The sequence below is a fragment of the Pseudoalteromonas aliena SW19 genome (assembly GCF_014905615.1).
GTDB lineage: Bacteria > Pseudomonadota > Gammaproteobacteria > Enterobacterales > Alteromonadaceae > Pseudoalteromonas > Pseudoalteromonas aliena.
On sequence record NZ_AQGU01000025.1, the window covers coordinates 571,863 to 598,037 of the forward strand.

At 38.6% G+C, this 26,175-nt stretch carries 23 protein-coding genes and 2 pseudogenes; 14 read left to right on the plus strand and 11 right to left on the minus strand.

All coding sequences use genetic code 11. From position 1 onward, the window contains the following. The first annotated feature begins 126 nt into the window (after window positions 1-126). The 5 genes from PALI_RS08125 (at window position 127) to PALI_RS08145 (ending at window position 3,254) form a co-directional block, all read left to right on the plus strand. Window positions 127-429 carry a YciI family protein gene (locus tag PALI_RS08125; protein ID WP_182701998.1) on the plus strand — a complete coding sequence of 101 codons (303 nt, stop codon included), beginning with the start codon at window positions 127-129 and terminating at the stop codon, window positions 427-429. Window positions 430-590: 161 nt separating this feature from the next. After that, window positions 591-848: a hypothetical protein gene (locus PALI_RS08130; protein WP_077538110.1), complete on the plus strand. Its 258-nt coding sequence runs from the start codon at window positions 591-593 to the stop codon at window positions 846-848. A 3-nt stretch (window positions 849-851) separates the two neighbouring features. Then, window positions 852-1,526, plus strand: coding sequence for a response regulator transcription factor (locus PALI_RS08135; RefSeq protein WP_058548980.1), 675 nt, complete (start codon window positions 852-854; stop codon window positions 1,524-1,526). Further along, window positions 1,520-2,857: an ATP-binding protein gene (locus tag PALI_RS08140; RefSeq protein ID WP_193155525.1), complete on the plus strand. Its 1,338-nt coding sequence runs from the start codon at window positions 1,520-1,522 to the stop codon at window positions 2,855-2,857. The genes PALI_RS08135 and PALI_RS08140 overlap by 7 nt, the downstream gene beginning before the upstream one ends. Further along, window positions 2,844-3,254: a hypothetical protein gene (locus PALI_RS08145; protein WP_193155526.1), complete on the plus strand. Its 411-nt coding sequence runs from the start codon at window positions 2,844-2,846 to the stop codon at window positions 3,252-3,254. The genes PALI_RS08140 and PALI_RS08145 overlap by 14 nt, the downstream gene beginning before the upstream one ends. Before the next feature lie 163 nt (window positions 3,255-3,417). Here the strand turns inward: PALI_RS08145 and PALI_RS08150 are convergent, their stop codons facing one another. Further along, a complete protein-coding gene (locus tag PALI_RS08150; protein WP_193155527.1) occupies window positions 3,418-4,455 on the minus strand; it encodes an AI-2E family transporter in 1,038 nt (345 codons plus the stop codon). 172 nt (window positions 4,456-4,627) lie between these two features. On the opposite strand from PALI_RS08150, the gene PALI_RS08155 reads away from it, so the two are divergent. Then, entirely contained in the window at window positions 4,628-5,518 is an 891-nt protein-coding gene (locus PALI_RS08155) for a TIGR01777 family oxidoreductase (RefSeq protein ID WP_077538114.1), read from the plus strand. Between the two features lie 90 nt (window positions 5,519-5,608). Here PALI_RS08155 and PALI_RS08160 read toward each other — a convergent pair whose 3' ends face one another. From PALI_RS08160 to PALI_RS08180, 5 genes are all read right to left on the minus strand, one after another. Next, entirely contained in the window at window positions 5,609-6,883 is a 1,275-nt protein-coding gene (locus PALI_RS08160) for an ATP-binding protein (protein ID WP_193155528.1), read from the minus strand. Window positions 6,884-6,963: 80 nt separating this feature from the next. Then, entirely contained in the window at window positions 6,964-7,686 is a 723-nt protein-coding gene (locus tag PALI_RS08165) for a response regulator (protein ID WP_077538116.1), read from the minus strand. A 274-nt stretch (window positions 7,687-7,960) separates the two neighbouring features. Continuing rightward, on the minus strand, window positions 7,961-9,001 hold the full coding sequence (locus tag PALI_RS08170) for a hypothetical protein (RefSeq protein WP_193155529.1): 1,041 nt from the start codon (window positions 8,999-9,001) through the stop codon (window positions 7,961-7,963). Window positions 9,002-9,312: 311 nt separating this feature from the next. After that, entirely contained in the window at window positions 9,313-9,981 is a 669-nt protein-coding gene (locus PALI_RS08175) for a DUF2987 domain-containing protein (RefSeq protein ID WP_193155530.1), read from the minus strand. Continuing rightward, window positions 9,974-10,780 (minus strand): glucosaminidase domain-containing protein, encoded by an 807-nt coding sequence (locus PALI_RS08180; RefSeq protein WP_193155531.1) that lies wholly within the window; start codon window positions 10,778-10,780, stop codon window positions 9,974-9,976. Before PALI_RS08180 ends, PALI_RS08175 begins: the two co-directional genes overlap by 8 nt. 171 nt (window positions 10,781-10,951) lie before the next feature. On the opposite strand from PALI_RS08180, the gene PALI_RS08185 reads away from it, so the two are divergent. Next, the gene (locus tag PALI_RS08185; RefSeq protein ID WP_193155532.1) at window positions 10,952-12,244 is read left to right on the plus strand and encodes an anti-phage deoxyguanosine triphosphatase; all 1,293 of its coding nucleotides are present in this window, start codon (window positions 10,952-10,954) and stop codon (window positions 12,242-12,244) included. Between the two features lie 62 nt (window positions 12,245-12,306). On the opposite strand, the pseudogene PALI_RS08190 reads toward PALI_RS08185, so the two are convergent. Beyond that, window positions 12,307-13,405, minus strand: a pseudogene (locus PALI_RS08190) (prolyl oligopeptidase family serine peptidase); the annotation flags it as partial. 165 nt (window positions 13,406-13,570) lie between these two features. Here PALI_RS08190 and PALI_RS08195 point away from each other — a divergent pair. Both PALI_RS08195 and PALI_RS08200 read left to right on the plus strand, forming a co-directional pair. Continuing rightward, window positions 13,571-13,885 (plus strand): DUF962 domain-containing protein, encoded by a 315-nt coding sequence (locus PALI_RS08195; RefSeq protein WP_077539040.1) that lies wholly within the window; start codon window positions 13,571-13,573, stop codon window positions 13,883-13,885. 390 nt (window positions 13,886-14,275) lie between these two features. Beyond that, window positions 14,276-16,816 (plus strand): TonB-dependent receptor plug domain-containing protein, encoded by a 2,541-nt coding sequence (locus tag PALI_RS08200; protein WP_193155533.1) that lies wholly within the window; start codon window positions 14,276-14,278, stop codon window positions 16,814-16,816. Window positions 16,817-16,903: 87 nt separating this feature from the next. Here the strand turns inward: PALI_RS08200 and PALI_RS08205 are convergent, their stop codons facing one another. From PALI_RS08205 to PALI_RS08215, 3 genes are all read right to left on the minus strand, one after another. Then, a complete protein-coding gene (locus PALI_RS08205) occupies window positions 16,904-17,947 on the minus strand; it encodes a branched-chain amino acid aminotransferase (RefSeq protein WP_193155534.1) in 1,044 nt (347 codons plus the stop codon). A 145-nt stretch (window positions 17,948-18,092) separates the two neighbouring features. Then, window positions 18,093-19,145: a fatty acid desaturase family protein gene (locus PALI_RS08210; RefSeq protein WP_193155535.1), complete on the minus strand. Its 1,053-nt coding sequence runs from the start codon at window positions 19,143-19,145 to the stop codon at window positions 18,093-18,095. Then, window positions 19,142-20,185, minus strand: a complete 1,044-nt coding sequence (locus PALI_RS08215; RefSeq protein WP_193155900.1) for a flavin reductase family protein — start codon at window positions 20,183-20,185, stop codon at window positions 19,142-19,144. Before PALI_RS08215 ends, PALI_RS08210 begins: the two co-directional genes overlap by 4 nt. A 275-nt stretch (window positions 20,186-20,460) precedes the next feature. On the opposite strand from PALI_RS08215, the gene PALI_RS08220 reads away from it, so the two are divergent. From PALI_RS08220 to PALI_RS08230, 3 genes are all read left to right on the plus strand, one after another. After that, a complete protein-coding gene (locus tag PALI_RS08220; protein ID WP_193155536.1) occupies window positions 20,461-21,636 on the plus strand; it encodes a PQQ-dependent sugar dehydrogenase in 1,176 nt (391 codons plus the stop codon). A 153-nt stretch (window positions 21,637-21,789) separates the two neighbouring features. Continuing rightward, window positions 21,790-21,969, plus strand: coding sequence for a DUF6435 family protein (locus tag PALI_RS08225; RefSeq protein ID WP_002959772.1), 180 nt, complete (start codon window positions 21,790-21,792; stop codon window positions 21,967-21,969). Between the two features lie 763 nt (window positions 21,970-22,732). After that, window positions 22,733-24,067 carry a hypothetical protein gene (locus PALI_RS08230; protein WP_193155537.1) on the plus strand — a complete coding sequence of 445 codons (1,335 nt, stop codon included), beginning with the start codon at window positions 22,733-22,735 and terminating at the stop codon, window positions 24,065-24,067. A 79-nt stretch (window positions 24,068-24,146) separates the two neighbouring features. On the opposite strand, the pseudogene PALI_RS20285 reads toward PALI_RS08230, so the two are convergent. Next, a pseudogene (locus PALI_RS20285) lies at window positions 24,147-24,482 on the minus strand (group II intron maturase-specific domain-containing protein); the annotation flags it as partial. Window positions 24,483-24,810: 328 nt separating this feature from the next. Here PALI_RS20285 and PALI_RS08240 point away from each other — a divergent pair. Then, window positions 24,811-25,716, plus strand: coding sequence for a hypothetical protein (locus PALI_RS08240; protein ID WP_024608375.1), 906 nt, complete (start codon window positions 24,811-24,813; stop codon window positions 25,714-25,716). Next, window positions 25,717-26,175, plus strand: coding sequence for a hypothetical protein (locus PALI_RS08245; protein WP_024608376.1), 459 nt, complete (start codon window positions 25,717-25,719; stop codon window positions 26,173-26,175).

Consider the following 26,175-nt stretch of genomic DNA (forward strand, 5'->3'; position numbering starts at 1 on the left):
CAAGCAATTACAGCGTAAAAATAAAATCCAAGTGTAAACATGCGTAAATACGCTTTTAATTCACCAATTTTCAACGCTGTGGTAGTATTCGATTAATCAAATTTAACAAATTTAATGAGACTCCTTATGTTGTACATGATTCACTCAACTGACGTTGAAAACAGCTTAGAGTTAAGAAAAGCTGCACGCCCAGCACATTTAGAACGCCTAAGTAAGCTTGACGCGCAAAATCGTTTATTTACTGCAGGTCCACTTCCAGCAGTAGACAGTGACGATCCTCAAGAGGCAGGTTTTACCGGTTCTTTAGTCGTTGCCGAGTTTGATTCACTTGAAGCGGCGCGAGAGTGGGCAGCAGCTGATCCGTATATTGCTGCCGGCGTATATGAAAACACGGTTGTTAAACCATTTAAAAAAGTGTTTCCTGCTTAAGGTGTATTTGGCCCTGTAAGCGAGTATTGCAGGCTAATTCAGGGTTTGTTCACAGGATTGTAATTAAAATTACTATGATAAAAACGAATTTAACGTTTTTACTTGAATTTTAGTAACTTACTTAATTAAACTAAGTGGGTCTGGTCTAGGAGTTCTCTATTATGCGCGTATTATTAAGCCTTTGTTTTATTGCTAGTGCGAGTGTTTCCAACTTTGCCCAAGCAACAACGGCCAAGCAAACATCTCATGCTGAGATGGACAAAAAGAAAGCCGTAATACTTGCAAAGCAAACTATAGATGGTAAGACCTTAAAAATCACCGAAAAAACAGATTTTTATACCGTACGAATACTCAAATCTGACGGCCACGTCGTTGATTTACATATTAATAAAAAAACCGGCGAAGTGAAAAAGGATTAACAAATGCGAATTTTAGTTATAGAAGATGATTTACATTTAGCAGATAACCTACGTAATGCATTAGAAAAAGAGCGTTACAGCGTGGATTTATGTCACGATGGCGAAGCGGGTCTTTTCCATATTACAGAATACCCGCTTGATATGGCTGTGGTTGATTTAGGCTTACCAAAAATAGATGGTATTGAACTCATTAATAAGGCGCGTGCACAGGGGATCACTATCCCTATTTTAATCTTAACCGCGCGTGATCGCTGGCAAGACAAAGTTGAAGGTTTAGATGCAGGTGCAGATGATTACCTCACAAAGCCATTTCATGTAGAAGAATTAATTGCACGCTGTAACGCACTTATTCGTCGCAGTGCTGGCAAAGCAAACCCAGAAATGACTGCTGGCCCAATTAAAATCCACACCCGCTCTCAGCAGGTTTGGGTTGATGATAAAGAGCTTAGTCTTACAGCATACGAATATAAAGTACTTGAGTACTTGATGGTAAATCCACAAAAAGTAATTTCTAAATCAGAACTTACTGAGCATATTTACGACCAAGATTTTGACCTTGATTCAAACGTAATTGAAGTATTTGTATTGCGTTTACGTAAAAAACTTGACCCTGAAGGCACATTAAACCCTGTAGAGACTCTGCGTGGGCGCGGCTACAGGCTCAAAAGCCAGTGGTAATACCGCAAATATCGTTAAAAATAAGACAAGGATTTATCCTTGTCTTTGTTTTATTGCTCGCACTGCCTATTTTATTCTATTCAATTGGTAAAGCGTATTATGCTTCACTTGTTGATGCGACAGAAAAAACCCTCGAAGCACAGCTCTACTCGCTTATATCCGAAGTCGACTTTACTGAACACGGCATTATCATGCCAAGTACGATTTTAGCGCCTGAATTGAACCGATTAAACTCTGATACTTACGCAATGATCTACCGAGACGATGAGCCTATTTGGCATTCTGAGTCAGCCGTAAATGTTAGTTTTGTTCCTCAAACAATCGAAACAAAAGCGGGAGCTGCCGACTTTAGACTGGTGAAACACAAAAATACAGCGTACTGGCAACTTAGCCTAACTGTTATTTTGAACAACATAGATCAATCAGAGCAAGCTCGCTTTATACTACTAAAGCGTAACGATGCCCTGCTACGTTTAATGGACGGCTTTAAGCAAACACTTGTAGAGTGGATGTTTATTATGGGGATTGCCATTGCAGGACTCATGGCTGTTGGTTTTATCTGGAGCGCTCGCCCATTGCAACGTCTGGATAAAGAAATAAAAGCGATTGAATCTGGTGATATTCAGGAAATTAAAGGCCTTTATCCAGTAGAGTTACAAACAATCAAAGCTGACCTAAATTTACTCCTTGAGTCGCAGCAACGCCAAAAAGAACGTTATAGAGCGTCACTGAGCGATCTTGCTCATGCGTTGAAAACTCCCCTAGCAGTTTTAAAATCAAGCCCACTTGCAAACGACGCCGATGCTCAAGAGCAACTTGACCGTATTAATGTGATGATCGAACATCAGTTAAAGCGAGCAGCCACTGGGGCCTCCGATACATGGAAAAAACAAACACCGGTTAAGCCCATACTTGATTCAATTTTAAGTGCAATGGCGAAAGTTTATCGCGATAAAGATATTATTTTTAATTGTTCGATCACTGAAAAGGATTACTTTTTAGGCGATCAAACAGACTTGATGGAATTACTTGGCAATTTAATCGATAACGCCTGTAAAGCGTGTCGTTCACAAGTAGAAATACAAGTTGTTCAAAGTAAAACATTACGTATTGCAATTAGCGATGACGGCCCTGGTGTGCCAAAGGATAAACGCGAGGCTTTACTCACTCGTGGTACTCGTCTCGATACATACGAAAGCGGACACGGTGTTGGTATGGCAATCGTGTCTGATTTAGTTAAGTCGTACCATGGTACACTTACTATTACCGAAGCTGATAACCTTGGCGGCGCTCAATTTATTTTAGAGTTTAATTATAATGACAAAAAATAAGTATTTATTTAATTCACTTTGGCTACTTCTGTTGAGTATCAGTCCATTAAGCTTTGCTGCTGATGAGTGTAATTTACCCGCTAAAGCAAACCTTGAAACAACCAAACGCTATATTCAATGCCTTGATACCGTGATTGTTAAAGCAAAACAAGTGCAAAATACCTGGATAATGAAGCGACAATATGAGCTATCTAAAATAGAAGAAGAAACAGGTAATACGCAAGTATCTCTTTTATTTAACCGCAGCATAACTGATCATGAAACGTACACTGATAGCAGTTGTCAGTTGCGTTACATGCTACAGTCACCTAATGCAACGCAAGCTGCAATTAACTATAAACTCTGCGAAATTACATTAATCAATCAATTTACCAACGTATTAAAAGCAGCACTGTAAAAATAACAATTATAGAGCGCTCAAATGTAGACTAATACCAACCGAGTCAAGTATGGCGTCTGTTTAATCGTTTGTTGAGCGACTTTTATATCTAAACATCAATAACTTAACATTTAACTACCACGCCCTAGTATTTACATTGCTTGGTAGTTAAAGCCATCAATTAGTTTTTGGCAACATCATCTTCGCCACTGCCAAGTAAAGTGGCAACCCACTTACCCTCTGCGCTGGCTTCTAGACCTATTTTTACTATCATAGTTAGTGGCACTGATAAAAGCATACCTACAGTGCCAAGTAACCACCCCCAAAATATTAAGGATAAAAATACGACGAGTGTAGAAAGGCCAAGCCCCTTACCTAAAAATTTAGGCTCTACAATATTACCCATCACCGTATTAATAGTTAAGTAACCTGCAGCCACAAGCCCCGCAACCAAGGGACCTTGAGTCACAAGCGCTAATAAGATAGCAGGTACGGCGGCAATAATTGAACCAATATTAGGAATGTAATTGAACATAAAAGCCAATACGCCCCATAACACAAAGTAATCCACATCCAATATCCATAAGTAGAATGCGGCAACAACACCGGTGGCTAAACTCACTAACGTTTTAATCGCTAAATATGAATTTATTGATTCTAAAAAACGATCTATTTGCTTCATTTTACGATCGGGATCATCCAGTGCCATATGTATTTTTCTGCTTAGCATTGGCCCTTCAAATAGCATAAAAACAACCGTTAAAATGATTAAAAACATATTAGCCATAACCCCACCTAATCCGGTGAGCATATTTGTGGCAACATCAACCATTTTTCCAGGATCAAACATATTGATCAGCTGCTCTTTATTGATCAATATGTTGTACTTAGATGCTAAGTCAACCAACCAAACAAATTCTTCTTTAAGCTGTACTTTATATTCTGGGAGCTGCTGCGAAAAATCGTTTATAGACTGGCCAACAAGCCCACCAAGGCTTACACCTAAGCCAACAATAATGAGCACAACCAAAACAACAGCAATCCCTTTAGGGATTTTATAGCGAGCAAAAAACTTGATAAATGGATTACAAACGATGGCAATAAACGCCGCTAAAATAAAGGGAATAATAATTACACTCGCTGCTTTTATACCTGCGAGCACAACCACTAATGCAGCAAAAACGATTAGACTTTTATTTACCCCAGTTAAACCTGCCAACTCATTAATCCTTTTTATAAAATATTTTGCCCCAGTGTAAGGCAAATGCCAATAAAATGAAATAATTACCAAGTGATCATAAAAGCTTGCTGAACGTATAAATTTGCAAAACGGCTTACTAGCGAGTATATGTTTTAACCACTTGCTATCACCTTAATTATAAGGATCAATAATGCATATATTTATCACTGGCGCGACGGGGCTAATTGGGCAGCATTTATGCCCTTTGTTACTTGATGACAATACTGTTACAGTACTTAGTCGTAACCCTGCTAAAGCAAGCGCACTATTGGGCAATAGTGTTAAGGCCGTAAAGAATATCAGCTCTGTGGATTTTAATGGCGTTGATATTGTAATTAATCTAGCTGGCGAACCCATAGTTAATAAACGTTGGAGCGACAAACAAAAGCAAATAATACGCGACAGCCGTATTGTTATCACACAACAAATTAGTGCTGCTATTCAAGTATGTAGTACTCCCCCACATACGTTTATATCAGGCAGTGCTGTGGGCTTTTATGGTCGACAAAAGTGTACCCTTATCGATGAAAATTTTGACAATCCACACCCAGAATTCAGTCATCAACTTTGTAAAGATTGGGAAGAAGCCGCACTGCTGGCACAATCAGAACTCACGAGGGTCTGTTTATTACGCACTGGTATCGTACTAGCTAAAGATGGCGGTGCATTAAGCAAAATGTTACCCGCTTTTAAGCTGTGTTTGGGTGGTCCAATTGGAAGCGGCGATCAAGGTATGTCTTGGATACATATTGACGATATGACTCAGCTGATACTTTTTATTATCAGCCATCCTGAACTATCAGGTCCGATAAACGCCACTGCTCCTAATCCAGTCAGTAATTCTGAATTTAGTAAAAGCTTAGGTGATGCGTTATCGCGACCCGCGTTCATCCCTATGCCAAGCATTGCGTTGAAGTTACTAATGGGTGAAATGTCAGATTTGCTAACAACAGGACAATTTGTTGTCCCTCATAAGACACTCGCGAATGACTATCGTTTTCACTATCCCGATATCAAATCAGCTTTAGAGAGTTTGGTTTAGCTGGCATAAAACACTTAAAAACTGATGATATGGGTGAATAATTATTTTGCCCATATGAGCGTTTAACCCGTGAATTTAATTCGGTAAACCTTAAATCTTTGTCGGGAGTGCCAAAGTAAATTTAGATCCTCCGTACTCACTATCCGTCACGGACACTTGTGCATTGTGTAAAATCATAATTTCGTTAACAATAGCCAATCCTAGGCCAAAACCTAAGCTCTTGTCTTTATTAGTAAGCTGATGAAAAGGCTGAAAAATACTAGAACGATATTCAATATCAATACCTTCACCATTATCTTCAACACAAAATAAAAGTGTATTTTTAGCTACACTCGCCGAGAGATAAATTTTAGTTCCCCCATACTTGTCTGCATTTTTCACAAGATTTGTGATGCAGCGTTCAATCAAAGTATTATCTATCAATGCATTAAATGTTGGAGCAGTGTTATGAGTCAACTTCAAGTGATGTTTACATTCAATTAAAAGTTTCTCATGCAGTCCCTGCAAATACGCTCCAATCGGAGTTTCTTCTAATTGTAATTTAAGCTCCGCACGCTCCATTTTCGCGTAACTTAATAGCTCATCAACTAAATCCTCTAAAGCAAATATTTCATCTTCTAATGCCTTTATATGTACCGTATTATTTTCGCTTTTAGCGGTTAACAGCATCTCTAAAATCATTTGCATACGAAAAAGTGGTGAACGGAACTCGTGTGCTATAACATGAGTTAACTGCTTATGGCTGCCTAGAATTTTTTGCATTTGATCTGCCATTTCATTTAAACAAGTATTAACACGCCCAACCTGAAAGCGCTTTTTGGTTGGCGCCCTTGCTGACAAATCGCCCTGACTAATATTAACTAATGTAGACTCTATTTTTTTTAATTTTTGGTGTAAACCAAACAGCCAAGTAAAACAGCTAAAGGCTATTAAACTGACTAAGGTCAATAAAGTAATATCACTAACCTTTTCATCAATTTGCAATAACGTGTGATTAATGTTTTCTTTTACTTGAAAATAGCGCACAGGTGTAAACGCCTTAAAGTAATCAAACTCTTCATCATCAAACCAAGCTTGCTGACTTTGAAGCGCCAATTGAATATGTTCTGGGATAGTATCTAACTCAACGGCAGTGATAATACTTTGATTATATTCTGCAATCTTATCTAATAAGATTTGACGCCTTTGCGGTGTTATATGTGCATCTAACTCTTCAAGTAGCGCAACTTCCGAGATGAAATTTTCGGCTCTGATAATGTTTTCAACATCAACATAAAGATACGTATTAATTAAATGCGCGATAATAAAAAATACAAAAATTGCGCTTAAAAGACCTAAATATAAAGAAACAAATAATCGTGTCATGTAATCTAATTTCCTGAAATATAAATGAGAGCGTAACCTAAATCAGAAATGTGTAATGTACGCGATTTTATAGATACAACTTACCAAAAATCAGGAACAAACATATAACCCTTACCCCGCACGGTAATTAAACCTTGTGGTCGGTTAGCATCGTCTTTTAGCTTTTTTCGTATTTGAGCTATTTTATTATCTATGGATCTATCTAAACCATCGTATTCAACACTTCTAAGCGATTTCAACAACTCTTCTCTGCTTAAGACTTGCTCTGCATGCTGCGCAAGTTGCCAAAGCAGCGAAAACTCAGAAGGCGTTAAAGGCACCAGCTCATCCGCTAACTTACAACGTTGCAACGAATTATTTAGCCATAACGCACCAAAAACTTTCTCTTTGCTTGTGCTTTGAGTAGTTTCAATCTGTTTAGGGTTCTCAATGCTTTGACTCCTTCGTAACAGATTCTTAATTCTAGCGAGTAACACTCTAGGTTGAATCGGTTTTTGAACAAAGTCATCTGCTCCTATTTCCAATGCTGCCACTTGGTCCATATCATCACCGCTGGCAGTTAACATTAAAATCTGTCCTGAATATTGACTTCTTACCTCACGACACACAGCTAAACCGTCAATACCCGGTAACATTAAATCAAGAATAACCAAGGTTGGTGATGTGTGTAATATTTTTTCAACAGCACTTAATCCCGAATTAACGACGTAAACATCAAAATTAAAATTTGAAAGGTAATCTTGTAATAAAGATGCGAGCTTTTCGTCATCTTCGACCAACAGAATACTCTGATTATTTAACATTTTATAAAGATAGGTTATTCAAGTAAAACATAAGCATCAATATAACAGACAAATGAAAAAGAGACATTATTAGGGGGATTACCAGGGCATGTTTATCTTTGTGGATTGAAATTTGTAGCCGTATCGTTCTTTCCTATACATAGTCGATACCATACAAAAAGCTAAACATACGCTGCTAAGTAAGTTTTAGGGGCGCTTAGTCTAATTAGATAAAGCCGCCCCGAGACAATACTGAAAAATTAATACATTCAGATGCCTCTTTGCTTACTTAGATTTATGGTTGTAGCAAGTATTTATCTAACTCCGCTTTTGTCATTTCGTGTGCGCCATCAAACGGTGCTGCTTCAATAGTAAAAAAGTAAAATTCAGGTCCTAACTCAGCGCCTAACATTTCACGAAAATACGTTAATTGCGCTCCGTGACCAGCATGATCTCGACCTAACTTATCGGCCGTTACGCCATTAACACAACACCACGAATGAACGCCTACTTTAGCACCTTCGGTGTATACGCGTTTTGCACCTGATGCGAATAAATCAACTCCACCTGAATATATTGCAGAGTCACTTTCTACCATAGTGGTTAATTGCGCATTACGGACTAATCGGCCTGTATGCATATTAATTTCGTCATTAACCGAACCGCTGATCTGCTGTAATATTAATGTATCAACCGCTGGGTTGTTATTAATCAAATCACTCATTTGTATATAGGTGTTAGTTCCTAAATCACCATTCACGGTGGCCTTTGTTCCTGTAACTTCAATAGTGCTGCTACCGCCATTAACAAGGGATTCATTGAACACTAAGCGAACATTAAATATTCCTTTGGTTTGACGATCAGTCACTGTACCACTGTAAATGATATTATCGCTGTCCTCTTGAATATCAATAGAGGTACTATCTAATGCACGAGCAGGGTTTGCGACTGCTTGCTCAAAAGGTAGATCACTTTCCAGTACGGTTAGTGAGCTGACTGGCTCTTCTTTATCAAAGTTAAACCCTATCATCAAATAGCCATTTTTATACTTAGCCGCAATTATGTTGTCCCCGGTATAAATTTCTACAAGACTAATGTCAAACTTAACACCTTCAATTTGTAATTCTAACTCTGCTTGATTTTGCTTAAATGTTTCGACATATTTAGACACATCTTCTGGTTGGATCAAGTGTACAGCCGCAGGCGAAGTCGGATTGGTAGGAGTCGTTGTTTTTACTGGTGCCACAGGGGTTATGACTTTTTTTGAGTTACTTCCGCACCCTTGCAATACAAGTGTTGTCGCGACGGTTAATGCCATAATAGTTAATTTATTCATAATACTGCCCGTTTATCTTTAAGTGGGGCCAGTATAAATATAAGGTTACACATACAATAGTGAGAGTTTGTCGTGCGAATGTATGTAAAATCATTACAAACAGAGTTATAGCGATTAGTTTAAGGGTTGTTGACCTTTTTGGATTAAAACTTGTTCAATCTAAGGGGCGATTTAATCGCGACGTGAAGTTTGTAACTTAGTGGGCTCGGTAACTGCTCCTGCGTTACTTTAATGACTTACATCCTTGTAAGAATAAATCAAAACCGAACAAAGCTTCCATGTTTTGCTCGGTTTTACTTATGTAAATCAGGCTATTTTACAATCCATGGTGTTACTTTTAAAACCTGCGATATATCACCAAGCACTGCGTTATCATCTTCCCAGCTATTTTCAACTGCAAAGTAACACACTGACTTTTCGCACGTAATGTTCTTATCATCAAATTGTACTGGGCTTTTAAATGTAACAGCAACGCCCTTTTGCTCCGGTAGTAAAAACCACATTAACTTACTGACAAAAAAGCCGGACAAATCAGTTAACAGCTCATCAAGTTCTTCGTTAATGATATACAGCGATTGCTTTGAAAACGCTAAACCCTCTAGTTCGTTTGCTTCTATTTGTAGCTTTAATTGGCAATCATGAGAAGGGTTCTGTGGCTCCACTACAATCACGGCTTTATCGCTATCAAGCTGCTTATCAAACGGTAATAATAGCTGGGCTTTATCGGTAAAGTTAAGCGGATACTCGTTTTTTTCGGTTAAAATAGTGCCGCTTTTTATTGCACACGACTCGTTTGTGCCAATGTCACTAATATAAAAATTTACGCGCGCATATTGAAAATCGCCTTTATTAACGACCTTTAATCTGTCGTAAAAACCGTCGTACGACATTACAAACTCTCTCGCATTGGCGTTAAATACAGTCGCACTGAGCAACAACAACGAGAAAAAATTCGCGCAAGTTAGAATACGTTTATTCATCAAAGTAAGCTCTATTTTGGTTGATCATGGTGTTCAATTCTTCAATGTACGCTTCACCACGTTCTGAATACGACATTAAACCCTGCGTTAGTTTTGTAGCCTTGATCTGCTTTTTTTCAAGGCGTAGGTTCTCGCGAATAACGCGTAAATCTTTATATGCCGAATGCGTGTTTATATTTTTAAAATAAGAATTTATAGCCGCTCTTACCGATTTAAACGCAGCCACTTCATGCGCTGCACCGCTATTACGGCGTCTTGGCACCATTCCACAGCCTTTTGAATAGCACCACTGGCCAAAAAAGTTAAGCCCTATGCGTGCAAAACGCGATGTGCCCCATGCAGATTCGTTAGCCGCTTGCATCAACGCTAATTCTTTAGGAATAACATCAACACGACGTAAAGCATGCGCTAGCGTTAATGTATCAAGTGTTGTTGGCAGACCGTACGTTTTTAAAATTTTAACAATATCTTTGCTTTGCTTTTGTTCTAATGACAAATCATTTTGCAGCATCATTCTAGCTATTTCGAGCTTAGCTCGCTGCTGCAGTATTTTTTTATTTTCGGCTTCTACATGTGGGCGAATAAAATCAAAGAAGGCTCGTTTTTTTTCTTTTACATCACTAAACTCAGAAAACTTTGGTAATTTTACATTGTGCAGTGGTTTTTCTTTTTTCTTAATTTTTTTAGGTTGTTCAGTCGTTTTTTGATCCGATACAACACCGTCACTTTGTATAAATGGATACGCAAGCGCCCATATAAAAAAGACGGTTAACAAAAACTGAAAAATAATTTTTAGCATGTACTCTCTCTTTCAAACAACTAATTATGCATGGTTAATACACAAGCATACGAAACACTATTATACCTAAGCCACTTTATAAACGCGAATAACTAATGTTGTGTGTTAATTCGCAATTTATAAGTGCATGGGTATACTGCTAGCGTTACTAATTATTTTTGAGCGAGCAGTATGGATAAACAATGGCAAAGCCGAATAATAGATCAATACAAACACCGTCCTAACGATAATCGCTCACCGTGGCAGGTTGACCGTTCTCGTATTATTCACGCAGCAGCATTTCGGCGTCTACAAGCCAAGACCCAGATTATGGGCATTGGTTTAAACGACTTTTACCGTACTCGCCTTACCCACTCTTTAGAAGTATCACAAATTGGTACCGGCATACTGCGTCATTTAAAAGCGCAACATAGCGACTTTACGCACTTTCCATCAAGCGGACTACTAGAAACACTCTGTTTAGCGCACGATATTGGCCATCCACCTTTTGGTCATGGTGGAGAAATAGCCTTAAATTATATGATGCGTAACCACGGTGGCTTTGAAGGCAATGCACAAACATTACGAATTGTCGCCAAACTTGAGCCCTACAGTAATGGGCACGGTATGAACCTAACTCGCCGCACGTTATTGGGCTTTATAAAATACCCTGCCTTTATTGATACGCTTTGGCACACAATTCCTGATTCAACAATGCCTCGAGCGTTTATAAAAGCCGATGACTGGCGACCAGCAAAAGGAGTGTACAACGACGACAGTGCCATATTCAATTGGATAGTAGAGCCGCTAAGTGAAAACGATAAAGCACTGCTCGGTAACCACGCTACAAGTGATAAGTATCGCGCTAAAACAACGTATAAATCACTCGACAGCGCTATCATGGAACATGCCGACGACATCGCTTATGCCGTGCACGACCTTGAAGATGCAATTGCAACTCATGTACTCACTTTAGATGACTGGCAAACGCATGCATTGCCTCAATTAAAGACACTTAACTTTGAGTGGTTAAATAATATGCTGGATTCGCTCACTAAGCGTTTATTTTCAAAACATGACTATGAGCGTAAAGATGCTATTGGTGAGCTAGTTAATACCTTTATTATTCATATACATTTGGATATTCAAAACGATGACTTTGAATGCCCTATTTTAAAGTACACCGCTAAATTGGATGTGCAATACGACAGTGTATTACAAATACTTAAGCATTTTGTATTTCAACGTTTAATACGTGATCCTGAAATGCAGCAAATCGAGTTTAAAGGACAAAACTTACTGATAGAGTTATTTACTGCGTTTGCCAGCGATCCGCTGCGTTTATTGCCTGAAACAACACAAGCGCAATACATAGAGGCTGAAAAACAAAATCAAGGCATGCGCATAATTTGTGATTACTTAAGTGGAATGAGCGACGAATACGCCTATAAAACATATCAACGATTGTTTTCACCTATCCAATAGCTAACACTAAAAAGGCTGAGTAAATTAAACTTACTCAGCCTTTTTCATTTTTTAAAGTGTTTTTATAATGGCTTTACACCCATGTTGTATAACGTAAAGCCATACATATCAGCGTATAAATCAATTATTTTACTCGTCGGTGTACCTGCACCATGCCATGCATTCGTTTCTATACGAATAAGCGTAGGATTACTGCCCGTTTGTTTTGCTTGAAGCTCAGCTGCGAACTTAAACGAATGAGAAGGAACTACACGGTCATCGTGATCGCCGGTGGTGATCATGGTTGCAGGGTACTCAACGCCTGCTTTTACATTGTGAAGCGGTGAGTAACCTTTAATGTATTCAAACATTTCTTTGCTTTGATCACTGGTACCATAGTCGAACGCCCAACCGGCGCCAGCAGTAAATGTATGGTAGCGCAGCATATCAAGTACACCTACTGCAGGTAATGCAACTTGAAATAAACCAGGACGCTGCGTCATAACTGCACCAACGAGTAATCCACCATTAGAGCCACCACGAAGCGCTAAGCGATTTTTCGACGTGTACTTTTTATCTTGTAAATACTCAGCTGCCGCAATAAAGTCGTCAAACACATTTTGCTTTTGCAACTTAGTCCCTGCGTTATGCCAGTCTTTACCGTATTCACTACCGCCGCGAATATTAGCTACAGCATATATTCCACCTTGCTCAAGCCATACTGCGGTAGTTGAACTAAAACTTGGCGTTAAACTAATATTAAACCCACCATAACCATATAAAATGGTTGGATTTGAGCCATCAAGCTTAATACCTGTTTTATAGGTAATAATCATTGGCACTTTCGTACCATCTTTTGATGTGTAAAAACTTGTTCTGAGGTGTAATCATCGCTATTAAAGTCTATTGCTGATTTGCGATATAGCCCCGACTCACCAGTAGTTACATCAAACGTGTAGGTAGTCCCTGGAGTTTTATAATTCGTGAATGAATAATATAGCGTTGTTTGAGCTCTTTTACCGCCAAAACCACGTGCAGTCCCCACGCCTGGTAAGGTAATATCGCGAATTAACTCGCCTTTTATTGTTGTACTGTTTTACCTGCGAAATAGCATCAACCATTGTAGTTGGCAAAAAAGGTATCGCCACCTTTTGTAAGGTTTAGCACGTTTTTCGTCTCTGGGAAAATAACTGAATTTACTTGCTTCATTAGTGCTTGTACTTCTTTTTTGGCTGCTCAGCACTTTTGTCTATTTAGATGCGGTCAATGCCATTTATCGTTGTAAACAAATGTAAATTTAGGCTTTAATAGCCCATGATCCTCATTAAAATAATAAACGAGCTATATATGGAAAATCCACACCCTAAGTTCAAAAACTTTAACGCTTTTTATCCTTATTATTTAAAAGAACACCGTAATGTTATTTGCCGCCGTTTGCACTTTATTGGCAGTACATTGGTAATTGTCGTAATAGCAATCGCCTTAATAAAATCACAATATACTTTATTATGGTTATTACCTTTAATCGGCTATGGATTTGCTTGGGTAGGACACTTCTTTTTTGAAAAAAATCGCCCTGCTACTTTTAAACACCCTTTTTACAGTTTGTGGGGAGATTGGGTTATGTTTAAAGACATACTGATTGGTAGAATTAAATTTTAGCCATATTGTTATACTGATTTACTTATAAGAAATGCACTGTTTCACTGTTTAAAATACAAACTAAAAGTATTCAATTATTTGTAGCATCACCATTAAATATTAATTAACTTAACACTTAATGGTTTTAGATCTTTGAGTTCATTTATAATTTTTTTTACAATTACCTACCGACTCAAAACAAGCAGCTTCTATTGTTTCCTTAGTAGTTTCCCCTCCATTATTTGTTAACTAAAGATTGCTTAAATATAGTTATAAAAGCACCTAGATTAATTGAATGCGATTGACACACTTTGTTAATCAAGTATATGTTCAAAGTAACAAAGAGGTTTACTCGCTTTCTTGTAAACAATTAGAATAATTTAATGGATTTTCAAATAAGGGAAATAAAACATGAATAAAAAGCCATTATTTAACTTGCAACAATCTGCGCCACGGATACTACTTGCAATGAGCGCATCTGCAGCACTACTAGGCTCGCTTAATGTAAGCGCCGCTGAGCAAAATATTAAAGCAGAGGAAAACATTGAGCAAATAAGTGTGATAGGTTCAAGGCGATTAGGTCGTACAGTCGAAGATAGCGCCGTGCCTATTGATATCATAGGAGCTGATGCACTTAATCGTTCAGGTCAAACAGAAACAAATGCCCTGCTAAGCAGCTTATTACCAAGCTTTAACTTTCCGCAAGCATCCCTTACTGATGGTAGCGACCATGTACGTCCAGCGCAACTACGTGGTTTAGCCCCCGATCATACATTAGTGCTTGTGAATGGCAAACGTAGACACAGCAACGCGTTGCTGAACTTAAATGGTTCAACAGGCCGTGGGTCATCATCCGTTGATTTAAATGCGATACCGGCAAATGCAATTGCCCGAATTGAAGTCTTACGTGATGGCGCAGCAGCACAATACGGCTCTGATGCAATAGCTGGTGTTATTAATATTGTGCTTAAAAGTGCCAGCAGCGGTGGCTCGTTTTCAGCAAACTACGGCGCTAACGTTACTGAAATGGATGGTGTACCACAGCTAAAATCAGTATCTGAAGGCAGTGATGGTGATTTAGCCTTTACCGAGGGTAGCGATCGCTCGTTAACCGACGGTCAAACATTAACCCTACAAGGTAATATGGGTTTTGAACTAGGCGAAAACGGCTTTTTAAATATCTCAACAGAATACCGAGACCGCCATTCAACTAATCGCTCAGACTACGACCAACGTGAAAACTACGCACGATTAGATGATGGTTCAGACAATGGTGTGCTCGACCGACGCGAATTTACCGTCAATCGCTACAACCATAATTTTGGTAATGGTGATGTTGAAGATTTTTCTGTTTTTTATAACGCAGGTTACCAGTTAACAAACGATGCCGATTTATATTCATTTGGCTCTTACAGTAAACGAGAAGGCGAAGGCAGTGGTTTTTATCGCCGTGCAATTGATAGCCGTAACGTAAAAGAAATTTACCCCGATGGTTTTTTACCGGTTATTACCTCCGATATAAATGACTTTTCATTAGCTCTGGGTGTTAAAGGCTTCGTAAGCGAATGGAATTACGATGTATCGGCCGTATATGGTCAAGATGCATTTGAATTTGGTGTTACCAACAGCTTAAATACTTCATACGGCCCTACTAGCCAAACCACATTTGACGCAGGTACACTTACGTACGATCAACTCACTTTCAACGTTGATTTTAGTCGTGAAGTAAACATAAGCTTTTTAGAAAACTCTGTAAACGTAGCCATAGGTGCTGAGTATCGCCGAGAAGGTTACCAAATAGATGCCGGCGAAGAAGCCTCATATGCACAAGGCCCATTTGGGGCTGCGGGTTCACAAGTATTTCCTGGTTTTACACCAGAATCAGAAGGGGACAACAGCCGTCACAATGTGAGCTTATATGTGGATCTCGAAACTTACCTTACTGATGATTGGAACATAACCGTTGCCGCTCGTTTTGAGGATTACTCAGACTTTGGCGATACTATTAATGGTAAAATTGCTACTCGTTATTCGTTAACTGAGGATTTTGCACTGCGGGCTTCTGTTTCTACTGGCTTTAGAGCGCCTTCTTTGCAGCAGCAATACTTTACCTCAGTAGCCACTGTATTTGTTGATGGCGAACCAACCGAAACTGGCACGTTTGCACCAAGCAGTAATGTAGCAAAAGCACTTGGCTCCCCAGGTCTTGATGCTGAAGAAGCAACCAACTATGGCGCTGGTTTTACGTGGTCTACCGACTTTAACTTCAGCTTATCGGTTGATTACTACCAAATATTAATTGATGATCGAATCGTGCTATCAAACAACTTATCAGGTACTGCTATAGAGCAACTACTTGAAGGCACAGGCGCTAACCAAGGTCGTTTTTTCTTAAACGCAATTGACAGTAAAACACGCGGTGTTGATGTTGTAGCATCGTACAACCTAGCAACCGACGGTTATGGTGATGTTGCTTTTAACTTAGGTTACAACTACGGCAAAAATGAAGTAACAAACATTATCGACCCACCAGCAGAGCTACAAGGTGCAGGATTCGATCAAGACAACTTATTCTCTGGTAACGAACTACGTCGTTTTGAAGTAAGCACACCGCGTAATAAGTACAATTTAAGTGCTACATGGAATATGGAACAGTGGCGCACCACGCTTAGAACAACGCGTTATGGCGAAACACAAGACCCTTCAGATAACCCTGAACGTAATGAAGTACTCAAGCCTAAATGGATAACTGACTTAGATGTCGCCTATTCGCTTACTGAGAACGTATCGCTTAGCTTAGGTGCTAATAACATTCTTGATGTTTACCCAGATGCAACCCGTGAAAATGTTGACGATTTAACAACCTTCTCACGATTATTTGCATACTCTAGCTTCTCAGCGTATGGATTTAACGGACGCTACGTGTACGGAAAAATAGAAATGAAGTTCTAAGCGCCAAACACGGAGCTTAAAGTAGTTAAAAATACAAAAGCCACCGATTAGGTGGCTTTTTAATGCAAGTTGCTATTAAATCTATAATTAGATTTTAGTTAACCAGCCGTGCTTGTCTTCACTTTTACCCCATTGAATATCGTTCAATGCTTGGCGAAGACGCGCAGTCGTTGGGCCTGGCTCGCCAGTGCCTACTTTGTATTCTTTATCGTTATGAATAAACGTCCCCACAGCAGTTAGTACAGCTGCAGTGCCCGAAAGCGCCGCTTCAGTACCCGGTTTGGCAGCACGCTCTAGTAGCTCAGTTACGCTAAAGTTACGCTCACTTACCGTCATACCTAAATCTTTAGCAATCGTTAAAATACTATTACGCGTAACACCATGTAAAAACGTGCTATCCAGCGCTTTAGTAATAATTTCGTTGCCATCAATTAAAATAAAGTTAGCCGCGCCGGTTTCCTGCACGTCGCCACCTGGACAAAACAAAATTTGGTCAGCTTGATACTTAGTACGCGCAGCGCTAATGGGTGCTAGTGCACTGGCGTAGTTACCACCACTTTTTACCATGCCCATGTGCGGGGCACAGCGCATACCATCTTCTTCAAGCAGTACGCGAAGTGCAGTTGCACCACCTGAAAAGTAATCTCCTACTGGCGAAAGCAATGTATATAAAAGTGAGCTCATCGATGGCGCTGCCGCTTTACCAATGGCAGCTTCAGTACCAATGTGTGTTGGGCGAATATACATAGAGCCCGGTGGTAATGGCGTTTCATCAGCGTATTGACGAACAATATCAATAATCATGGTTTTTAGCATATCGCTATCAAAACTCGGTAAGCTTAAAAGCGCTGAGCTTTGTTGCATACGCGCAATGTTTGCATCCATTCTAAAAAGATAAACAGAACCATCTTCATGGCGAAAAGCTTTTAATCCCTCAAAACATGTACTTGAATAATGAAGAACGTGCGCACCAGCATGAAGTTCAAGTTTATCGCAAGGGACAATTGAGCTTTCGCTCCATTTATTATCAGAAAAACGAGCTTGAATCATCTGCGGCATAAACACAGTACCAAATGCGGCCATTTTAATCTCTCTTGTGTGGTCTATTTTTCTCCATTGTATGACATTCATGCATCATTTAACCATAGCTAAAGTAAGGCTTTTTTAATTAACCAGAAAAATTTTTTGCATACGCTGTTCACAAATCAACCATATTCGGCACTATAAACAAAAATCCAATGCACAATTGCGCATTGGATTATTTTATTTGCTAAATTTATTTAAACGAGTATTTAATAATACGTTTTAATACCGAGGTATACTGCCTAAAAAAACCACCCGTATGGTAATCAATACCGTGTTTTTGCAAAACAGCTTGTACTTGCGGTGCAACTTCTTGATAGCGCGAAGACGGCATATCTGGAAATAAGTGATGCTCTATTTGGCAGCTCAAATGCCCTGTTAAAACATGAAACCAATGCGACCCTTTAATATTAGACGAGCCCAGTACTTGGCGGTAATACCACTGCCCTTGGGTTTCGTTTACGCAGTCTTCTTGTTTAAAAGTTTGCGTTTCTTCAGTAAAGTGACCACAAAATATTATGGTCGACGTCCATAAATTACGGATTAAGTTTGCCACTAAATTCCCCGCCAATACCCATAAAAATAAAGGCCCTGCAAGTAACGGAAATATCACATAATCTTTAATTAACTGGCGAGCGCCTTTACTAAAAAAGCGTTGTTTTAATGTAGAGTGTGAAACAAGCCCTTCGCGGTTTTCTTTCTTTTTACCAATAAAAACACGCTCTGCAGCTAACTCGTGATACGACACGCCCCACTGAAATAACACACTTAAATTAATATACGTAAAAAACTGCCATACATTTTTAAAACGCCATTTAAAATCATCGCTCAGGCGTAATAATCCATAACCAAAGTCTCTGTCTTTACCAATAATATTAGTATACGTGTGGTGCTCAAAGTTATGAACGCGGTGCCAACTTTGTCCATCGCACGCAATGTCCCACTCATAATGTTGTGAATTAAGTTGCTTGTCGTTCATCCAATCGTATTGACCATGCATTACATTGTGGCCAATTTCCATATTGTCTAAAATTTTAGCCAGCGCTAGTAATAACACGCCTGCAACCCACAATAATGGCTGAATAAAACCAAGCATTAGCAAAATTCGCCCGCTCCATTCACACACTCGCTGTTTGCGCACAACAGAGCGAATATAGTCAGCATCTTGTTGGCCTACTTTGCCAAGGGTGTCAATTTTAATGGCATCTAGCTCGCTTGCGAGCATGTCATAGTTAATGTTTTTCATAATTGTAACTCCAAATCACTAACAGGTTGGCTTACGCAAAGTTGGATTAACTGCTCGCCGTTGTCACTCAATTCACCTGTTTTTAAATTACGTACCACGCCTGATTTTTTAATACATTGGCATTGATGGCAAATACCAATACCGCAACCGCGTTTAACGGGTAGCTTTTTTTCTTCAAACTGAGGTAGTAAAACATCATTGCCCGATACAACATGGGCACTTGCGTTAATTTTTACATTAAATTGGCTGTCGCCGTTTAAGCTAGGCAGCGCCAAACCAAAGGCTTCTTGGTAGTAATTTAGCTTATGCGTTTTAGCAAAATCGCTCACCGTTTGCATAAATGCAGCAGGGCCACAGCAGTAAATGTCTGGGTTTTTCCACGGCTTAATATTGCTGGTTATATCGCTTGATTGCTCACGCGTTAATAATAAAAACGAAAAATGCTCAAAACGCGCTGCCAACTCACTTAGCTCATCAACACATTGATGCTCAGTGGCTTTTGCGTAATACACCAACGACACTTTTTGCGTTGTTTGGTTTAAGTAATCATCAAGCATGGCCAGCATAGGTGTTATACCCGACCCACCGGCAACAAAAGTAGCCGGTGTATGTGTATTTTTAAATACAAAGTCGCCGCTTGGCGCAGAAATATTGCACCATAAATCCGCTTTTAATGCGCTACTGAGTAAACCTGTAAAGCGCCCTTGCGCATTTATTTTGATTAGTAAGCGCACCAAACCTGTATTTTTAAATTGCTGAGCGCTTGAAGCCACGGTAAAAACGCGTGTTAATAATCGCCCATTAATTTCAAGCGTTAAACTTATATGCTGCCCTGACGTATGTGCCTGCCATTGTTTGCTTGGCTTAAGCTGCACACTTAAAAAACCGCCATCAAGCACAACTGTATTAACTACTTGCGCTCTAAACTGCCCTGCACGCCACGCAGGTTTAAACACCTGCATTATTGGCTCTATATAGCCTGCAAAACTTTGATGGTGTAAAAACCATTTTGAAAATTGGTTTAATACTTTAATTATCATCACTATTAATCTCTTGGATCGTAAAATACTTAACGTTTTAACTTACACGTGTACGCTCAAACTTCAGCGCACAAGTGTACGCTGAAATTTTTAGTTTTCAACCCCAATAGAGTAATTATTCAATTTTTTATTAGCGCTAATTACTAAAACAATTTTCTGTTTAAAGGTCATCGTATAAAAATATAAGTGTGTGTTTTTCATTCAACTCAACGCTTAACAAATTTATTTATGCCATGTTAAGGTTATGTAAGATTGGATTAATTTTGGAAGCCATAATGATAAATTTAATGTCACATAACACACTCCCTAAAATAATAAGTGCAGGCTTAACCGTTGCTATGTTTGCTATTAATGCACCCGCGCATGCAAAAAGCGATTACGTAAAAAACTATAAACAGCTCGATACTTTATCGCTTAACGTTAACGCAGTAACAGCGGCAGATGGTGTGGTTATACCTTGGGCTATTGAGCCTTTAGCTAATGGTGATTTACTAATATCTGAGCGCAGTGGAACGTTATTTTTATTACCTAAAAATACAACTAAATTAACTAAGGTCTCTGGGCTGCCCAACATTGACGCTAATGGCCAAGGTGGGTTGCTTGATTTATCACTACACACCGATAGTAAGCAAAACCAATGGCTGTACTTTAGTTACTCAAGTAGTGAGGGAAAAGGAAGCGGAAGTAACACCGCCTTAATGCGCGCTAAGCTAAATAGCGATTATACGCAGTTGTCTGATCAGCAATTGCTATACAAAGGGGAGCATAATAGTACCAAAGGCCAGCACTACGGCAGCCGTACTGTGTTTGATGATGAAGGTTATGTTTATTTTTCAATTGGCGATCGCGGCGCACGCACTATAAACCCGCAAGATCTCACCCGTGATGGCGGTAAAATTTATCGCTTACACGAAGATGGCCGTATCCCAAGCGACAATCCGTTTGTTAAACTAAAAGATGCAAAACATGCGGTATGGTCTTATGGGCACCGTAATCCACAAGGCATGTGGTTTGATAATCAAAACAATATTTTATGGTCTCACGAGCACGGACCACGCGGCGGCGATGAACTTAATATTATAAAAAAAGGCGCTAACTACGGATGGCCTTTAGTAAGTTATGGCGTTAACTACAGCGGTACCAAGTTTACAGACCTTAAAGAAAAAGACGGCATGCAATCGCCCGTATTACATTGGACCCCTTCAATTGCCCCTTCCGATATGTTGTATGTAACGAGTGATAAATACCCAAAGCTTAAAGGTAAGCTATTATTAGCATCAATGAAATTTGCATTTATTAGCGCACTGGAACTCTCAAAGGGTAAGGTTGTTAAGCAATATAAAATACTCGATGGAATAGGCAGAGTACGCAGCCTAGCCCAAGGCAGTGATGGTTTTATTTATTTAGGTATTGATGGTCAAGGTATTAAACGCCTAGAGCCAGAAACGTAAGCACTAGCACTAGCACACAGTACGTTAATAATTACACCGTGTTTACTGTGCGCTTTAAAAGCGCAAAGTAAACATTTTCACCAAACAAAGAACTATTAAGCCCATTAATGCGTACACTAACTAAATATAATTTAATAAATTAAGAGAATAATAATGTTTTCATTTTTAAAGCCTGACCCAATAAAAAAACTGCGTAAAGAATACGACGTAAAACTAGAGCAAGGCATGCAGGCACAAAGAAAAGGCGACATTAAAAGCTTCGCTATGTTAAGTGCAGAAGCCGAAAAAATCTGGAGTGAAATAGAAACTCTAGAAGCTAAAAAAGCCAAATAATACCAATCGTGTTAAGTTATTAGACATTTATAGCGACGGATAAATAGAGTGATAACAAGGCATAAATTTCGACATATAGTTGTTCTACATGAGAAATTTATAACGCCGTTAACGCTTTATTTAGCACGCTAGAAAGGCTAAATATTTAAGTCGATTGGTATAAGTACATCGTGTCTGCCCTGTTTTAAAATAGGTAGATGCGTTTAGTAAATAATTCATAACCTCGTTTTTTACAGCTTCCACCATCCGTAAACCACCTTTTATAATATGCTTACACAAACAAGTGTGCTTAAAGCGGTTACTTACGTTATCGCTGCTACTTTTTAAATGACCGTTAAATGATTTACAAGGTTGGCATTTTACGATTTATTGGTCTATCAGCGTCGGAAACAGCAATTCTTACAACAGAGCGAACGAGTTAGCGGGCGACCCTGCTGAATATAATCAATGAGTTAACCTGCTTAATTGCTCAGGCTAGTAGCGACTGTGCGTGGTGAAAATATCGTTGCTTAACAGTTAAATATTAGGTTTAATAGGGACATAATAAACGCTGAGTAACGCAGGGATAGCTTAGATACGATATACACGTCAATGAAATTGGCTAGATATCGGTTAGGCCATAAAAAGCAAATTCCCATAGCATAAACAATACCAACGCGAACACACCGAGCAGGTAGCGCCTCAGTCCAACAAGCGATTATGCAACACAAACTGCGTGTTGCATAAATACTAAAGTGTTAAGTGCCAATATAGGCTGGTTGCTATGGATACATATCTGACTAAATTCTTAGTGGAACCTAGAAAGTCCTCTTCTATATATATTACAGCAGAAAAAATTACTGCAATAGGCTGGTTAAAGTCAATTGAATCCAAGGAAATATTGCCTATTGCACAATTTGAAATTGAAAAAGATGGCTGGAAAGTGCTCGAATTACTTATGCCACCAACAAAGGTGACTGAAGAGAACTTTGTTGACAAGGATATAGGGGCTGAACAATTTCAAAAAGCACAAAAATTTGGAAGAGCATTTATATATATAGCGGTTGATGACAGGGTATCTGAAGTTACAGTGGAAGAGCTAACAGATAGAGATGAAGTTGATATAGGTTCATTTCATTCTTCTCGCAATAGTTTAGCTAAAAGAGGAAAATGTTTCCACTTTAATTCTGGTTCAGAATGTGACTCTGTGATAAATGCGCACTCTGTTCAAAAAGGGCAATCATTGACAGTTATTGCCCAAGATAACCATGTATACGCTCTAGCTGATAAAGTGGAAAAAGATGGTAGGATTTTAATTAAGAAAAAGAGTATACATAAATTTTCAACTTTTAAAGGTTTTTGTAAATATCATGATAATTTGGTTTTTGAACCAATTGATAATTACCCGTTAGAACCTAACCCAAAACAAGCAACACTTTATGCCTATAGATCAATATGCAGGGAAGTATACGTAAAAGAAAACTCTCTTAGACTTTTATCTAAACAACTTTCTATGTTTACGGAAGAAAACAGAACGAAAGAATTTATTTCAGACCTAAAGAAAGGTACTGAAAATGGCTTGATTCCTTTGCTGAAGAAAAAAAAGGCGTTTGATTCTGTATTGAGAAATGAAGAATACCAAAAGATTAGATATGTTGTTTTAGAGTGTGAAAACCACCCTAACATTTCCTTTTCTGGACTTCTTTATCCAGAATTTGATTTTCAAGGAAGAGTATTACAAGACATATCTAAAATAGGCACAAATTTTTCGCTTATCACTTTTTGTTCAGCCCCAACAAAATCAGGTTGGGCTGTCATTTTTTCATGGCACGAAAGCGACGATTACATTTGTTCCAGATTTATCGATTCCATAAAAGAAGTATTACGCTCAGGAAAAAATGTAGGGGACGCAATCTTTAGGCTAGTTATTGCAACGTGCGAGAATGTAGCGTATTCACCTGTGTGGTGGGATTCATTATGCCAACATAAAAAAGATGAACTCTCAAAGTATATTAGATTTAATGCTGACCCATGGATCCCGATTAATTCTGACTATTTGGTGAGCGGTTTATCTAGTATAGTTTCATGGGATTTCACAAACGTTTACTCATCGTATTAGTAGGCACTTAATCGGGTAGCCGGAGGTCTCTAACCTCCAGCCCCCACACCACCTATCATGCGGGTCCGCAATGGGCGGTTCACCTCCCATAATGAATATTGATCCAAATATCTCTCAATGACACTAAACCTTGTGACGCTAAATAGTCATTGCCTAGCGCAATGTTAATTCCTTTTATTTTCGAGCTTCTGCAAAGGCCTTTACTGGTGATACCACAGGCTATGGCGAGTCGTTCGCTAACACCCAATTTCATTAAACTGCGCACTTTGGTGCGAGGTTTACGCCATTGCCGCCAGTAGCACATTCTTATCCTATGGCGGATCCAATGATCTAAATCCACCGTTAACTGATAAGCGTTGGCTATTAGGTAATAGTGTCCCCAGCCCCGTAAATACTGCCTGAGTTTATGAATCTGTAATTAGAATCTAGGTGGATTGACTTTATTTATTTGGAGTAGCTGTCTAGTTTAAGCTTGTTAAACAAAAAGATGCAAAACATGCGGTATGGTCTTATGGGCATCGTAACCCTCAATGGAGAATTATAGTGACACCCATCCTAAATTTCTTCTTTCGTAATACGCAACTAAAAAATTGAACTTTTTAGTCACAATAGTAAATTTACTATCACAGCTTTGTTTATTTAATTTAAGTAGACGACTAATTGAGTTTGTAATATATGAGGCATTTACATAATAAAACATTAACTATAAACTAAATTATCAAGGAATTAGATGCGACTATAATTTGTTAGATCCAAAAAATAGCCCAAAAGATTGGGAAAACTACTTCAAAGACATTGTCAGGCTTCATTATTTACCCGCTAATTACAGAGATGTGCCGGATAAGCATATAGGTGATTTCGGTATCGAATGTTTTAGTTTATCTGGACATGTTTTTCAATGTTACTTGCCAGAACAAACCTCAGATGTAAAAAAATTAGTTGAAGCTCAGCGAAAAAAAATTAATGCAGACATTAAAAAATTTACACATACCAATGTTGATGAGCTTAAAAAATTATTTGGTCAAAGAGTTATGGATCGTTGGATTTTAGCAACTTCAGCTAATGACTCTGCGGCTCTAGCACAGTTTTGTGCTCAAAAATCTATAGAAGTTAGAGAGTTAGGGCTTTCTTATGTCAGTGATGATTTTGAAATATTAGTGCATACGGAATATGACTACCCTAATGAAGTTAGCCATTTAAGAAAAGAGGCTTACCAAATAGCTTTTGATTTTAATAGCGCTAGTGTTGGTGATGCGGCTTCCTGGATTAGCGACAATATTGATTTTTTAGCTAAGCTTGATTTAAAGCTGCCAAAAATAGAAGAAAACCAAGATAGAATGCTCCATATTAAAGGATATATAATACAAAAGTATTTAGACTATCAGAACTTAATGGATCAACTTAAATTAGAATGGAGTGATATTTATGGATCCGTTTCTAATTGTATTCAAGATAGAGAAGATAGCTTAATAGAGCGTTTTATTATTGAAACTGATGATATTTTACCTGGGCAAGTAATTAAAGATGAAATGCTAAAGCTTCATAACAATATAATTGAAGAAGTAAAATCTTTTAAAGGTGCCGATTTAGAGAAAATTAAATGGGGGGTTATTGCTGATTGGTTAATTAGATGCCCTTTGGATTTTTAAATGGATATTAATCAAATACTAGATAAACCCTTTACATTTACCCGTCGTCAAAAGCTAATTCCTAGCGACTTAAGGCCTATTTGGAAAGCCTCATTAGTTCTTTTAATCTTCGGTATTTTGAATAAAAAAAACAAATGCAGCTTAAAAAAGGTACATATCGCTAATTGGATAAGTAAGAGTGAAAGTCACTTGGATGATTTCCTTTATTGGATTAACGATACAAGTGGTATTAGACCTGATATTAGAATGGAACCTGCGCTAGATAGAGTATTGGAAATGTTGGTTGGTGACGCTTTACTGATTAAATCAAATGGTAGGCTTGAAATAACTGAAAGTGGATATAATGTCTTTAATAAATTGAATGAATCGGCAACATTTGAAGTTGAAAAAAAATATTTTATGGCTGTCAAAAAATATATGACGGAAGCCAATGTTGAACGTATTTTCAAGGTGGTTTAG

What these genes read in the sequence shown, in the direction of transcription:
- PALI_RS08185 (WP_193155532.1), top strand. Translation starts at nt 10,952, where the DNA reads ATGGATAAACAATGGCAAAGCCGAATAATAGATCAATACAAACACCGT.
- PALI_RS08225 (WP_002959772.1), top strand. Translation starts at nt 21,790, where the DNA reads ATGTTTTCATTTTTAAAGCCTGACCCAATAAAAAAACTGCGTAAAGAA.
- PALI_RS08165 (WP_077538116.1), bottom strand. Translation starts at nt 7,686, where the DNA reads ATGTTAAATAATCAGAGTATTCTGTTGGTCGAAGATGACGAAAAGCTC.
- PALI_RS08180 (WP_193155531.1), bottom strand. Translation starts at nt 10,780, where the DNA reads ATGCTAAAAATTATTTTTCAGTTTTTGTTAACCGTCTTTTTTATATGG.
- PALI_RS08135 (WP_058548980.1), top strand. Translation starts at nt 852, where the DNA reads ATGCGAATTTTAGTTATAGAAGATGATTTACATTTAGCAGATAACCTA.
- PALI_RS08210 (WP_193155535.1), bottom strand. Translation starts at nt 19,145, where the DNA reads ATGAAAAACATTAACTATGACATGCTCGCAAGCGAGCTAGATGCCATT.
- PALI_RS08220 (WP_193155536.1), top strand. Translation starts at nt 20,461, where the DNA reads ATGATAAATTTAATGTCACATAACACACTCCCTAAAATAATAAGTGCA.
- PALI_RS08215 (WP_193155900.1), bottom strand. Translation starts at nt 20,185, where the DNA reads ATGATAATTAAAGTATTAAACCAATTTTCAAAATGGTTTTTACACCAT.
- PALI_RS08245 (WP_024608376.1), top strand. Translation starts at nt 25,717, where the DNA reads ATGGATATTAATCAAATACTAGATAAACCCTTTACATTTACCCGTCGT.
- PALI_RS08195 (WP_077539040.1), top strand. Translation starts at nt 13,571, where the DNA reads ATGGAAAATCCACACCCTAAGTTCAAAAACTTTAACGCTTTTTATCCT.
- PALI_RS08125 (WP_182701998.1), top strand. Translation starts at nt 127, where the DNA reads ATGTTGTACATGATTCACTCAACTGACGTTGAAAACAGCTTAGAGTTA.
- PALI_RS08160 (WP_193155528.1), bottom strand. Translation starts at nt 6,883, where the DNA reads ATGACACGATTATTTGTTTCTTTATATTTAGGTCTTTTAAGCGCAATT.
- PALI_RS08205 (WP_193155534.1), bottom strand. Translation starts at nt 17,947, where the DNA reads ATGAATGTCATACAATGGAGAAAAATAGACCACACAAGAGAGATTAAA.
- PALI_RS08175 (WP_193155530.1), bottom strand. Translation starts at nt 9,981, where the DNA reads ATGAATAAACGTATTCTAACTTGCGCGAATTTTTTCTCGTTGTTGTTG.
- PALI_RS08130 (WP_077538110.1), top strand. Translation starts at nt 591, where the DNA reads ATGCGCGTATTATTAAGCCTTTGTTTTATTGCTAGTGCGAGTGTTTCC.
- PALI_RS08145 (WP_193155526.1), top strand. Translation starts at nt 2,844, where the DNA reads ATGACAAAAAATAAGTATTTATTTAATTCACTTTGGCTACTTCTGTTG.
- PALI_RS08170 (WP_193155529.1), bottom strand. Translation starts at nt 9,001, where the DNA reads ATGAATAAATTAACTATTATGGCATTAACCGTCGCGACAACACTTGTA.
- PALI_RS08155 (WP_077538114.1), top strand. Translation starts at nt 4,628, where the DNA reads ATGCATATATTTATCACTGGCGCGACGGGGCTAATTGGGCAGCATTTA.
- PALI_RS08200 (WP_193155533.1), top strand. Translation starts at nt 14,276, where the DNA reads ATGAATAAAAAGCCATTATTTAACTTGCAACAATCTGCGCCACGGATA.
- PALI_RS08230 (WP_193155537.1), top strand. Translation starts at nt 22,733, where the DNA reads ATGGATACATATCTGACTAAATTCTTAGTGGAACCTAGAAAGTCCTCT.